The sequence below is a fragment of the Ligilactobacillus pobuzihii E100301 = KCTC 13174 genome, assembly GCF_000349725.1.
Taxonomy (GTDB): Bacteria; Bacillota; Bacilli; order Lactobacillales; family Lactobacillaceae; genus Ligilactobacillus; species Ligilactobacillus pobuzihii.
This window is the reverse complement of the sequence record NZ_KB714689.1, coordinates 72,661-86,157: the sequence shown is the minus strand read 5'-3', so window position 1 is coordinate 86,157 and position 13,497 is coordinate 72,661. Positions and strand designations below refer to the sequence as shown.

Annotated in this window: 10 protein-coding genes; 7 read left to right on the top strand and 3 right to left on the bottom strand. The window is 41.0% G+C overall.

The features are described from left to right. The first annotated feature begins 688 nt into the window (after nt 1-688). The 4 genes from LACPOB_RS0103495 to LACPOB_RS0103480 all read left to right on the top strand — a co-directional run bounded on the left by LACPOB_RS0103495 (nt 689) and on the right by LACPOB_RS0103480 (nt 6,523). On the top strand, nt 689-1,087 hold the full coding sequence (locus LACPOB_RS0103495; protein ID WP_017867442.1) for a flavodoxin family protein: 399 nt from the start codon (nt 689-691) through the stop codon (nt 1,085-1,087). 360 nt (nt 1,088-1,447) lie between these two features. Further along, nucleotides 1,448-2,716, top strand: coding sequence for a methionine gamma-lyase family protein (locus tag LACPOB_RS0103490; RefSeq protein ID WP_017867441.1), 1,269 nt, complete (start codon nt 1,448-1,450; stop codon nt 2,714-2,716). A gap of 597 nt (nt 2,717-3,313) precedes the next feature. After that, entirely contained in the window at nt 3,314-4,948 is a 1,635-nt protein-coding gene (locus LACPOB_RS0103485; RefSeq protein ID WP_017867440.1) for an alpha-keto acid decarboxylase family protein, read from the top strand. Nucleotides 4,949-5,389: 441 nt separating this feature from the next. Continuing rightward, nucleotides 5,390-6,523, top strand: a complete 1,134-nt coding sequence (locus LACPOB_RS0103480) for a 5-methyltetrahydropteroyltriglutamate--homocysteine S-methyltransferase (protein ID WP_026142733.1) — start codon at nt 5,390-5,392, stop codon at nt 6,521-6,523. A gap of 239 nt (nt 6,524-6,762) precedes the next feature. On the opposite strand, the gene LACPOB_RS0103475 is transcribed toward LACPOB_RS0103480, so the two are convergent. The 3 genes from LACPOB_RS0103475 to LACPOB_RS0103465 form a co-directional block, all read right to left on the bottom strand. Then, nucleotides 6,763-8,100, bottom strand: coding sequence for a dihydrolipoyl dehydrogenase family protein (locus LACPOB_RS0103475; protein WP_017867438.1), 1,338 nt, complete (start codon nt 8,098-8,100; stop codon nt 6,763-6,765). Between the two features lie 444 nt (nt 8,101-8,544). Then, a complete protein-coding gene (locus LACPOB_RS0103470; protein WP_017867437.1) occupies nt 8,545-9,396 on the bottom strand; it encodes an aldo/keto reductase in 852 nt (283 codons plus the stop codon). 15 nt (nt 9,397-9,411) lie between these two features. Next, nucleotides 9,412-9,876, bottom strand: a complete 465-nt coding sequence (locus LACPOB_RS0103465; RefSeq protein WP_017867436.1) for a MarR family winged helix-turn-helix transcriptional regulator — start codon at nt 9,874-9,876, stop codon at nt 9,412-9,414. A 176-nt stretch (nt 9,877-10,052) separates the two neighbouring features. On the opposite strand from LACPOB_RS0103465, the gene LACPOB_RS0103460 reads away from it, so the two are divergent. The 3 genes from LACPOB_RS0103460 (at nt 10,053) to LACPOB_RS0103450 (ending at nt 13,438) form a co-directional block, all read left to right on the top strand. Next, a complete protein-coding gene (locus tag LACPOB_RS0103460) occupies nt 10,053-11,447 on the top strand; it encodes an MFS transporter (protein WP_017867435.1) in 1,395 nt (464 codons plus the stop codon). A 181-nt stretch (nt 11,448-11,628) separates the two neighbouring features. Further along, a complete protein-coding gene (locus LACPOB_RS0103455) occupies nt 11,629-12,372 on the top strand; it encodes a deoxynucleoside kinase (protein ID WP_017867434.1) in 744 nt (247 codons plus the stop codon). 130 nt (nt 12,373-12,502) lie between these two features. Continuing rightward, complete coding sequence (locus LACPOB_RS0103450) at nt 12,503-13,438, top strand: CPBP family intramembrane glutamic endopeptidase (protein ID WP_017867433.1); 936 nt, start codon at nt 12,503-12,505, stop codon at nt 13,436-13,438. Nucleotides 13,439-13,497 lie beyond the last annotated feature (59 nt).

Below are 13,497 nucleotides of genomic sequence, written 5' to 3'. Positions count from 1 at the left end.
GTGTGTTTAGTTTTGTCGCTTAAATCATATCAAAGTTGACGGGGATTCCGTCTTTTTTATGTCAAAATTTTAGAAAAAGTTGTAAAGTGCTGTATTAAAAATAAAGGTGAATAAAGGGGGAGCGTTTGATATATAAGAACAAGAAAGTAATAACGAATGTTCTAAGTTTATTGGCAGTCATGACAATAAGTGGTTGTGGGAGCTTTAATGCAAGTTCTAGTTTTAAGAAAGGCAAGTTATGTTGATGGTATTTTTTGAATAAAAAAGTCAGTGTTAGAAAACTCGATTTTCACCGACGCACTGTAAGAAGAAGCTTCCTTAAAATCATCGAACAGCTCCAAGTATTTAACGCAAAAAATCTTCAGTTAAATATGAGGTTGAGTCAGTTATACCAACTAATGCCGAAATTAAAGTTACACTGATGTTGGTTAAGCTAAATAATTTTTCATCAGAGATCACACGTACCCATAATAAACTTTAAGATGCTGGTAAGATCGATCTGGATACTTTTTATGGCGATGTTGAAAGGAGAGGAGTTGATTTATAACGTTAACCTTTATGCTAATTTTTACATTCACTAACTTCTATTTGTAATTTTTATAAATTGATATTTGATTTAATTAAAAAGTAAAGATATAATTATAGTGTAAATAAAAGCGCTTTATATTTTCTAGAGGGGGAAATAAACATGATAGCGGTCAGATATAGTTCAAAATCTGGTAATACAGAGAAAGTTGCAAATTTAATTGGTGAGAAATTAGGCGTAAAAGCTGCTTCGATCGAAGAACCGTTGCCAGACAAGGCTGATAAGTTATACTTAGGTGGCGCTGTTCACGGTAAGATGTATGCTGATTTACGAAAGTATGCTGAAAAAATCGATCCAAGTCAAGTTGACGAAGTGTTCATGTTTGGAACGTCTGGTGGTGCTTTTTCAATCAAGACTGAGTTCACCAAAGCACTTGATAAAAGTGGAGTAAAAATTGGTGATGAATCATTATTCTTACATGGCTTTGCGCCTAAAATCAAAGCTGATTTAAATGACAAACAAGTTGAAGAGCTAACTGCTTTTGTTGACGCAACTAAATAATACTTAAAATAAAAACAAAGTGAGACAAAAGATGCTTTGAAGCCACTTTATAACGGCGATTGCATTATTTTGGGTCGTAGCGAAGCGGAAAACCAGAATAATGTAAAAGTTGTTACAGTAAGGCTTTAATTTTTTGGAACACGTTTGAGGGTCATCGATTTATTCCATTGAATGGGGATAACTCGATGACTTTTTTAGAATCGCACAGCCAGTTATGTCCAAACTCCTTTTGTGTGAGAGTTTTTAACGCTGGAGTTCAAGTTGAACCATACCGTCAAAAAAGCTACAATTTAAAAGAGGGGTAAACTACTAATGACAAACGAGCTGTGTGAGTTTGTTTTAAAAAAGGGGAAGAATTTAATGGAACATAAGTGGCAAGAAAATTTACCACAGGATCTACAAGAAAAAATCGCAGAAGTTGATGCGCAGATCGCACCACGTTTGAAAGAGATCGATGAACAATCTTTATATAACCAACAACGGGTATTAAAATTATTTGCAGAAAACCATGTGGCTGAAGAAGATTTAGTGGGATCAACAGGCTATGGCTATGATGATATTGGTCGTGACAAGTTAGAAAAAATTTATGCCGGGTACTTTAAGACTGATGATGCTTTAGTTCGCCCACAGTTAACTTCTGGAACACATGCGATCAGTACAGCATTATTTTCGCAACTCTATCACGGTGATACCTTGTATTATATGACCGGTATGCCATATGATACGATCCAAGAAGTGATCGGCTTGGCTGGTGATAAGCCAGGTTCAATGAAAAAACGTGGCATTAATTTTAAATGTACTGAACTATTGCCAAATGGTGAAGTGGACTATGATAATGTTGAAAAAGATCTGGGTGGCGACCCAACGATCAAAGTGGTCACGATCCAACGTTCGTTAGGCTATGCAACACGTGCCAGCTTCACTCTAGAAAAGATCAAAAAAATGGTGGCTACAGCTAAACGTTTGGCACCACAAGCCGTGATCTTTATTGATAACTGTTATGGTGAATTTACAGAAACAGAAGAGGCAACTTTCTTTGGCGCGGATCTAATGGCAGGATCCTTATATAAAAACGCTGGTGCCGGGATCGCCAAATCCGGTGCTTATATCGTTGGTCGCGCAGATTTGATCCAAGACTGTGGTTCGCAATTGATTGTACCGGGCGCTGGCAAATACGAAGGTGCAACATACGGGTATATGCGTGATTTCTATGAGGGCTTTTTCATGGCACCACATACAACAGGTGAAGCACTGAAGGGTATGATCTTCACAGCTGCTTTGCTTGAAAAAATGGGTATGAACACTGCGCCGAAGTGGAATGATCCGCGGACTGACATCGTTCAAACGGTGACATTTGGCAAACCAGAGCCGATGATCCAGTTTTGTGCAGCGATCCAGCACTATTCTCCAATGAATGCTTTCGTTGATCCTGAACCAAGTTACCAAGATGGCTACGAAGACCAGGTTATTATGGCATCAGGTAGTTTCACAGAAGGTTCTACGATCGAACTCTCATCTGACGGTCCATTACGTGATCCTTATACCCTGTACATTCAAGGTGGTTTATCTTACCAACATGTTAAGATTGCGATCGCTAATGCGGTGAGAGAAACATTTTACAAAAATTAACAATGAAATAATTCAAAGTCCCAGACATTTTTGCTTGCAGTTAAGCGAGTGGAAGTGTCGGGGATTTTTTGTACCTTGAATTTAGATGATGCTGTAATTTGTAAAAGAGATAGTCTCTTTAGAAGAAAAAATGACTCTAAGTGAGCGGAAGTAAGTGTTGCAAATGGAAATGTGCCGCCAAGTGAGTGAAAGTAAGTACCACAAATGGAAATGTGCCGCTAAGTGAGTGGAAGTAAGCGTCACAAGTGGGAATGTACCACCAAGTCAGTGAAAGTAAGTACCACAAATGGGAATGTGCCACCAAGTGAGCGGAAGTAAGTACCACAAATGGAAATGTATCACCAAGTCAGTGAAAGTAATTACCACAAGTGGGAATGTGTCACCAAGTCAGCGAAAGTAAGTGGTACAAATAGGAATGCACCACCAAGTCAGCGAAAGTAAGTACCACAAATAGGAATGTGGCACGAACTCTAGTAAAGTAAGTCTTAAAAAGCCGCCACTTGTATAAACTTTCATATTAAAGAATGAACAAGCCGATTATTAGCGTGAACGTTTCCATAAATTTAGAATAAAAGTAACTTATCTGGAGGCGAGAAAATGTATACAGTAGGAGATTATTTACTCGATGTTGTGCACGCACTCGGTACTGACAAGGTTTTCGGTGTCCCTGGTGACTATAATTTACAATTTCTAGATCACATCACGGCACGAAACGACATGAAATGGATCGGTGATGCTAACGAACTCAATGCTGCTTATTTAACTGATGGTTACGCACGTAAAAATGGATTTGGAGCCTTAGTCACGACTTTTGGTGTCGGTGAACTGAGCGCTTTGAATGGTTTAGCAGGTGCAATGTCAGAACACGTGCCAGTTTTAGAAATTGTTGGTTCGCCAAGAACTAACGTACAAAAAGATCAGCAATTAGTACACCATACCTCTGGCGATGGAGACTTTTTGAAGTTTGAAGAGGCTCACAAAGCGTTAGGTTTTGATGTCTATCATTTGACAAAAGAAAATGCTATTGATCAAATCGATTCGATGGTACGCACGTTGGTCGCAACTAAAAAACCAGCTTATGTTGTCTTACCATTAGATTTAGGCGATGTATCGGTTAATCCTGCCTTGAAAGATAAAATTGCTGAACTAACCCAGCCTGTCAAACAAGATGTTTCTACTAGTCTACTGGCTGAGATTGGCAAATATTTGTCACAGGCTGCCCAGCCTTTAGTTTTAGTTGGGCATGAAGTAGCTCGCTTTGGGCTGGAGAATGAAGTTCAGAAACTGATCACCGACCATGATTTACCCTTTATCGATAATGGTTTAAGTAAGGGGACCTTATCGGAAGATTTATCGCAATTTGCTGGCACATATAATGGTGAGTTGAGTCCAGACACTACCAAAAGGGTCGTTGACCAAGCTGATGTAGTTTTACTATTGGGTGCGAAAATCACAGATTCGGTGAGTGGTAGTTTCACTCAATCTTTTACCGATAACCAGATAATTGCAATCAATGCTAACGTTACTTCCGTATTTGGCAGGAAAACACGCGTTGATTTTCGTTCATTGATCGAGGAGTTGGCCAAATTTAACTTTACAACTGCTGCTCGTCCGTCATTTAAAACGGTACAACCACGCACCCTACCGACCGCTAGTGATCATTTGTTGACCCAAGAATTTTATGATCAGGCTGTGGAAGCCAGTTTACAACCTGGACAAACCTTGTTGGCAGAACAAGGAACGTCTTATTTCGGCTTGACAACACAGCCATTGCCAAAAGACGCTAAGTTCATTGGACAACCATTGTGGGGGTCGATCGGTTATACCTTCCCAGCTGCTTTAGGTAGTCAAATTGCTGATCCTCTAAGTCGCAATGTCTTGTCGATCGGGGAAGGGTCTTTACAAATGACACTTCAGGAATTCGGGCTGGCTTTTCGTGAAAATTTGCATTCGCTTATTCTACTGATCGAAAACGATGGTTACACTGTAGAACGTTATATTCATGGGATGGACCAAAGCTATAATAATGTACCCGCTTTTGATTATGATCAGGTGCCACGACTTTTTGGGGCAAGCGATGACCAAGCAGTTGTTTTAAATGCGCGGACCGAAAATGAATTATTGGTAACTTTGAAAAAAGCACAGGAAATGACAGATAAATTGGTTTTAGTTCGTGTCCACATGGCACAAAAAGACGCTCCAGAAGTTTTAGAAAAAATGGTTAAAATGTAGTTGCGATCATTCTTGAGCACCAGCTTACAAGCGTAAAAACTTTTATGAGCAACCAGTTGACAATTTAGCGCAGGTGTATTAAGATAACAAACAATTTAATGAATCTTTGCTAAGAAAAGATGAGTAACTGATTATAACCTTCAAAGAGAGTCGCAAAGGCTGGGAAGCGGCAAGATACGGTCAGTGAAGATGGTCTTGGAATTGCAATCGTACGGTGAGTTTTCACATGAACCGAGCGCAGGGCCGCCTGTTATAGCGGGCAGGTATAGCAATTATTGTGTACCTGATGAGGATATTATTTGTGAGAATAATATTGCAGGTGGGTGGTACCGCGTGAAATTTAAAGTGTAAATGACACGCCCCTAGAAGATGACATTGGTTGTCTTTTAGGGGCTTTTTTTAATGCCTTTAAAAGTAAAGTTTAAAAAAGGAGCGATCAAGATGGTTAAACAGACAGCGACAAAATTACATTACGATATTGTGGGGAGTTTCTTACGACCACAAGAATTGAAACAAGCGCGTGCCGATTTTGCTGACGGACAGATCGACCATAAAAAACTAGCAGCAACTGAAGATGAGGCGATCCGGGATTTGGTCCAAAAAGAGATCGAAGCTGGTTTGAAAGTAGTGACTGATGGCGAGTTTCGGCGGAGTTACTGGCATTTGGATACTTTTTGGGGCTTTGCGGGGATCAAACATACTCAGCCTGAACATGGCTATTTCTTCCACGATGAAGAAACGCGAGCTGATTCAGCTCAAGTCGTGGATAAGATCGCCTTTGATCCGGAACATCCTGATGTGAAAGCTTTCAAATTTTTGCGTGATTTAGTTGCCGATGAGCCTGATATTACGGTACGTCAGAGTATTCCTGCACCGGCACAGTTTTACTCAGAACTTGTACGGGGTGAAGACAATGTTGCTGCGTTAAATAAAGTGTATTCAGACCAAGATCAATTGATCGCAGATATTGGTCAGGCCTACCATGATTTGATCCTAGCTTTGTATGATGCTGGCTGTCGCGACGTTAAAATCGATGATTGTACGTGGGGGATGGTAGTTGATCATGACTTTTGGAAAAATATGACTAACGGTGATTTTGACCTCAATGAATTACAGGATATTTATTTGAAATTAAACAATGCTGCTTTAGCGGACTTGCCGGATGATCTACGTTTGAGTACCCATGTTTGCCGTGGTAACTATCATTCAACATGGGCAGCTAAGGGTGGTTACGCCCCAGTTGCCAGTCACTTGCTAGCACAAGAAGATGTCGATGCCTTTTATTTGGAATTTGACGATGATCGTTCGGGTGACTTTGCACCACTAGCTCAAGTTCCAGCTGGTAAGCATGTTGTTTTAGGTTTAGTTACCAGCAAGAGTCCTGAACTAGAAAATAAGCAAATTTTGATCGACCGTATTAAAGAAGCCACTGAGTTTGTTCCGTTAGAGAACCTATCGTTAAGCACACAGTGTGGTTTTGCTTCAACTGAAGAAGGAAACAAATTGACTGAACAACAAGAGTGGGATAAGATCTCTTTGGTGATCGAAACTGCCCATGAAGTTTGGGGCGAATAGAATTTTGTGACCGTAGAGAAGCGCAAAGTTTATGTAAAAAGGAAAGTGAGACAAAAGATGCTTTGAAGACGATTTGTAACGATGATTGCTTTACTTTGAGTCGTAACAAAGCGAAGGACTAGAATAAATTGATTGTTGTTACAAGTACGTCCTCAACTTTTGTAACACATTTAAGGGCCGCCGATTTAACCCATTTAATGAGTAGATCGACGGCCCCTTTTTGCGTGCTATTCAAAAAATCAGCGGATCTTGTGCCAAGCAGAAGCACCAACAGATGGGAAGATGTGTGCCATTTGCCACATGTCATTGTCGTCATAACCGGAAACGATTGCTGGTAGATAAGTGTTGACGGCATCTTCGGCTTTGTCACTGACTTCGGTCACTCCTTGCAAATGGTGTTCCTGATCAAAGACTAAGATGCGGTCACCTTGTGTTTCTTGGTCGATCTGACGATACCAGTCATCGGGGATATGGTTTTCGATGACACTTAGACCTTTGCTTTTTGCTTGAGTGGGAGAAACACCGACTTGCGCGATCCGTGGTGAAGTATATACGGTTGTGGGGATCGCCGGGTATTTGATAGCGCCAGTAGTTTTGCCACTAAATAGTTGGTATAAATAGTAAGATTCATAAGTGGCAGTCGGAGTTAACTTCGGTTGAGACTTGTCCAAGACATCCCCGGCCGCATAAATGCTAGAAACGTTGGTTTGTAAATGGTCGTTAACTTCGATACCGTGCTCATTATATTTGATACCTAGGTCATCTAACCCTAGGTTTTCTACGTTCGGGATCCTACCAGTTGCATCTAAAAGCCAGTCGAATTCAGCGGTTTCATTGTTACCATAGTAGACTGTAAATTTCTGATTATTTTGAGAAAATTTATTCACGTTGGCATTTTTGATAAATTTGACACCACGTTTGTTCAAGTCAGTGGTGACCTGTTTTACAAATGGTTGGTAGAAGTTACGCAGACCGTGATCACCATGCAAAAAAACAGTGACGTTAGCGCCGACTGCATTGGCTATCGTAGCAAATTCATAGCTGATATAACCGCCGCCGACGATCGCAATATTTTGGGGCATTTCTGCTAGGTTCATGAATTCACTGCTATCATGTGCTAAATCGCTGCCGGGGATCGCTAACCGATGTGGACGTTGACCTGTTCCCAAGACGATCTTATCCGCAGAATACTCTATTTGTCCGGAAATATTAACAGTGTGTGCGCCCGTTAGTGTCGCATGGCCTTTTAATAATTCAACACCTGCATTTTTGAGCTTGTTTTCTGTCCCCTGTGGCAAGTCTTTGATCACAGCTTGTTTGTGGGCGACTACAGCAGGCCAGTCAATTTTAAGCTCACCGTGCACAAGACCTTGCATCCGTTCGACTTGACGTTGCAAAGTTACAGGTTCATCAAGCGTGATCTTAGCGTTACAGCCGCGGTTAGTACAAGTACCTCCCAGCAAATCATCGGTGACCAGTGCAACTTTTTGTCCTGACTTGGCGAGTGGTTCTGCACCATCGAAAGCAGCGTGCCCACCGCCAATATAAAGCACGTCATAGTCATAGTTTGCAGTCATAAGATTCCTTCCTCCTTATTGAAGTGATTTCGAGTTTAAATTCTCATTAATCTAAGCAAATATCAAGTGAAGAGGTCGCAGTGTTTGTAGTTTGTGGGTGTGTTGTTGATATCTGAACACAAGTTTACCAAAGGAACGTTCAGTTACCTCCCATTTGTGCTTAAATTTCCCTGGCTTAGGAACAAGTACTTTTTCTTCGTTACAATTTTAGTCCAAAAAGGAGCTGGGACAAAACTAGCTGTCCAATTCTAAAAGGGGCCATCGATCTATCCCATAAATGGGTTAAATCGACGGCTCCTTAAACGTGTTCCAAAAGATTGAAGCCTACTGTAACAACGATCCTTATTCTGGTCCTTCGCTTTGCTACGACCCAAAATAATGCAATCGACTTTACCAATCGGCTTCAAAACATCTTTTGTCTCACTCTCTCTAATTTATTGTTAACTATAGTTCTTCATGTGCTAATGGGTCTTGACCTGAAACACGCGCATCTTCTTGATCGAGCGCACTGATCTGTTGAACTTCGTTGTTTGTTAATTCAAAGTCGAAAATATCCAAGTTTTGTGCCTGGCGCTGTGGATCATGTGAAAGTGGCAGTGGCAAGACACCAAGTTGGTGTTCAAAACGTAAGATGATCTGTCCACTATTTTTTCCATATTTTTCTGCCAAATGGCTGATCAATGGCAGCTCGCGGATCGGTCGACTGAGATTCATCCCTGACCCACCTAGTGGACTCCAAGCTTCAGTCACGATCTGGTGGTTTTTATTATATGCACGTTGCTCTGGTTGGCTAAACATTGGATGAAGCTCGATTTGGTTCACTTCAGGCAACTCTCCAGTTTCAGCTTGTAATTTATCCAAATGTTGGGGTAAGAAGTTAGAAACGCCCACTGCGCGTACGAGCCCGAAACGTTTGGCGTCTAGCAAGGCTTGCCAAGCTTCGACGTATTCGCCACGGTCAGGATTTGGCCAGTGGATCAAATAGAGGTCATAGTAGTCCAAGTCAGCACGGTAGAGTGATTCTTGAATAGCGGCGATGGCTTTTTTGTATTTATGATGACGTCCAGGTAATTTAGACGAGATCAATAGGTCTGAGCGGGAAACATTCGCACGTTTTATTGCTTGACCGACAGTGCCTTCGTTTTCATAATTGTATGCTGTATCGATCAAACGGTAGCCGTTGTTGATAGCAGAATCGATCGTTTGAATTCCTGTTGCACCTCGTAAGCCAGCTGTCCCGAAACCGATTGCTGGTAAAACTAGACCATCGCGAAGTGTGATTGTTGGTGTTTGCATAAAAGATCCTTCCTTTCATTTATAATGCATATTTTCTTCAGCTTTTGTGACCATTGTTAAAAAACGGGCGATCGTTTGTAACTCGTTTTGGTCAAATAAGCGTAAGGCTTTTGTGAGTTGTGCATTTTTTTGGCGTAAGAGCTCTTCATGAAAACTTGCGACTTGAGTGCCGCTTTTAGTGAGTGAGTAGCGCTTGTAGCGGGCATCTTTTAAATCTGCTTGCGTGATGACCAATCCACGTTTGACTAGTAAGGCCAGGCGTTTGGATAAGGTGCCTGGTAAGATGCTAAATTCGTTGCTGATCTGTTTGGCAGATACATTTGGTTGCGCTAGTAAATAAGATAAAATGAGAAAATGTGAGGTACTTAAGTTGCGTGCATTGTCATCTTTTGCACGTATCCAAGCTTTTTCTTGGTCGTCATCATCGTCCAACGCTAACAGGTGGTTGTATTTTTGCAAGATCTCCTGGAAAATTGCCAACTGACGGACTCCCTTCGTGAAAGGTGTTTTCAAAATAGAAAACCTGTTTTTAATTATCTCAAATAAAAAAGTTGGTTTTTTTGTTTGAAAGTTGTACCATGAATTGATAACAATAGTTTCCGTGGAAACTAAATCTAAGTTCACGGTAACTTTTACAGGGGGAAAAGTCAATTAATATGGTTGAAAAAAGAGTTAGCCGGCAGACAAAAATGTCGATCACGGCTGCAGCGATGTTGTCGTTTTTAGGGATTTTGGTAGAAACGTCGTTAAACGTTGCCTTTCCCACTCTAACTAAAGAATTTAACGTGACATTAGGTACCATGCAGTGGGTCACTTCAGGTTATTTATTGATGGTCACCATCATTATGTCAACGACTGGATTTTTAACTAAGAAATTTAACACACGTTCCTTATTTACGGTCGCGATCATTTTTAATTTACTGGGGACCTTGATGTGTGCCACAGCCCAAGTTTTCCCCGTACTATTAGTTGGACGACTACTGCAAGCTGTCGCGACGGGGATCTCAACACCAGTCATGTATCATTTGGTCATGTCATTAGTACCGCAAAGTAAGCTCGGAACATATATGGGGATCGCAGCGATGATCATCTCGCTCGCGCCGGCGTTAGGGCCAACATATGGTGGTACGATGGATGCATTTTGGTCGTGGCGTGGGATTTTTATTGTTGTTTTGCCGCTTTTGTTATTGACAGCCTGGATCGGTGAAAAAAATATCCGTTTAACAGCACGTGGGACCAAAGAGAAGTTTGACTGGGTCGGTGTAATTTTATTAAGCTTGGCGTTCTTTGCTTTAAGTACCGCTTTTGCAAATGCTGGTAATTATGGCTTTGGTGGTGGACATTTTGGTTGGATGCTTGGCGCCTTTGTCATTGGTGTGGTCTTATTAGCACTTCATTTCCATTTTTCGAAGCGCCAGATCCTAAATTTTAAATTGCTGCTTAAACCACTCATTAGTTTGCGCTGGTTAAACTTTTTTATTTTGCAGTTTATCAATATTGGGATATCTTTTGTTATTCCGATCTTTGCAGAAAATTATTTCGGTTCGAGTGCCTTTGTGGCAGGCTTGATTTTACTGCCAGGTGCTTTAGTCGGCGCAGCAGTTTCTCCGTTTGCGGGACGTTTGTATGATAAACATGGGGCTTTTTTGCCACTAATGATCTCTAGTGTGGCTTTGATCGTCGGAACGAGTTTATACTTTACCATGACGCCTGTTTTAGGCGTGGTTTCGACAACCTTGATTTATATTTTCTTGCGTGGCGGTTTTAACTTTGGTTTTAGTAACTCAATGTCTGATGCCAGCACACAAGTTCCACCTGAACAAAAAGCCGATATAAATTCATTGTTCAATACTTTTCAACAGTATGCAGGCTCATTTGGGACGAGTGTTTTGTCGGCAGTTATTTCGGCTCAGCAAATGAAGTCAGATAATAGCTTGGCGATCCTGACTGCTCAGGGCAGCCACATTGATTACGGGATCTTATTGATCTTAGCTCTGGCAAGTTTGGGGACAGTCTTTTTAGCACAACATTTATTGACCAGAAATAAGTAAGCAAAAAGCCCGTATATCTAGTATGAAAGCGAGCCCGGCATTCTATAAGTTGTGGTTGATTGGTGATTTTGCTCTTTATTTTTTAGCTAAATTCGCGTATGATTATGTAGAAGAAATAATTGCATGAAGGCAGGCCAAGTTCCTGCCTTTTGATATCTAGGGAAAGGATGCTTCAATCATTTTGATTACATTATCTGGTATTATCGGGTCGGGAAAGTCTAGCTTAACTGATATCCTTTCAGCAGAACTCGGAACAAAAGCATATTATGAGCCAGTGCAGGATAATCCTGTGTTGCCAATTTTTTATAAGGGTAACGAGATCGCAGCACAAAAAAGAGCAGCCGGCGACAAAGAAGCCACAAATCCGTACGCATATTTATTACAAACATTTTTCTTGAACCGTCGTTTTTCGATGATCAAGACGGCCATGCGTGAAGACAACAATATTTTGGACCGCTCGATCTATGAAGACGAGATCTTCATGAAAATCAACACGGAAATGGGTAATGCTACCGATGTTGAGTATGACATCTACAAGAGTTTGCTTAACAACATGATGGAAGAATTACCTTTTGCTTCCCACAAGAAGTCGCCAGATTTGATGATCACGATCAAGGTTTCTTATGAAACAATGCTCAAACGGATCGAAAAACGGGGACGCGACTATGAACTAGTTGAAAAGGACCCGTCATTGATCGATTATTATCACCGATTGTTAGCTTGCTACGATGAATGGATGGCAAAGTACAACGCTTCGCCGTTGTTGATCATTGATGGTGATAAGTATGATTTCGTCGATAATTTGAGTGATCGTGTCCAAGTTTTTGATATGATCGAAAACAAGTTACACGAATTAGGCAATTTAAGTGACGTGCAAATGGATCAATTCCACACACAACACGAAAAGCTTTTTAAAGCACAATAATAGTTACGAAGGCTGTGGTCTGATTTGTTAGATCACGGTTTTTTTGTGTGAGTACGTTTCTTTTTTTGCATAACTGCCTGTGATAAGATAATAAGCATGAGTATTAGAAATCAGCGAAAGAAGTGATAAAGTGCGCTTTGTCGGTGTGTTTGAACGTGAAGAATATGAACGTTCAGTTAAAAAAGTATGGCTGGTCGGTGCAGTTTATACGCTCGTCTTTCAGTTAGTTGCCACGATTGCAGTCTTTGTTGAGATCACACGGCATCCAAGTTTGTTAGAAGGTGACAAGCTCGATCAAATCGGCAGTCCGTATTTTATCGCGGTTGCTGCAGGGCTCTTTGTGATCTATGCAGCCAGTTCGCCTAAAGTCAGACACAGTTTTTTCCAGGACGGTCAAAATAAGATGAACTGGCAGATTTTTTTGAGTTTAGTAGCCTTGATGTTACTGGCGCAGCTGTTGTTTACACTTTATTCTGATGGCTTGGAAAGTCTGTTGAACCAGTTTGGTTTGACCGCAATGGATGAATTAGACTCTGCCAGCGCTGGCAGTCAAACCTGGTCGATGCTGCTTTATTCGACTATTTTAGCGCCGTTGACCGAAGAGATCGTCTTTCGCGGTTTTGTCTTACGTAGTATTCAACCATATGGCCTCAGCGCAGCAGTTTTATTGTCAGCGAGTTTGTTTGGACTCTATCATTTGAACATTATGCAGACACCATTTGCTTTTGCGATCGGTTTGATTTTAGCAATAGTGGCGCTGAGATTTGGTATCAAGTGGTCGATCACCTTGCACTCATTTAATAATTTGGTCTTGGGTGATGGTTTTGGCTATTTAGTTGACACCGTGCCGAAAAGCATGGGTAGTTTGTTGAATATTTTCTTGTTTATTGGTGGTGGCTTAGCCGGTCTATGGGTTTTATGGCAAAATCGCCGAAAAATCAAAACTTGGTATGAACGTCACCATTTGCGCCGCCATGAAATTAAAATAGTGTTCTTTAACTGGACTGGCCTTGTGATCACAGCCATTTCAATTTTGTTGATGGTCGGTAGTTTAAGTTCCAAGTAGTTTTTTTATCAAATGGTGCGCTCAAAAAGTTAACGTAAATTTGACAAAATGTTTCTATT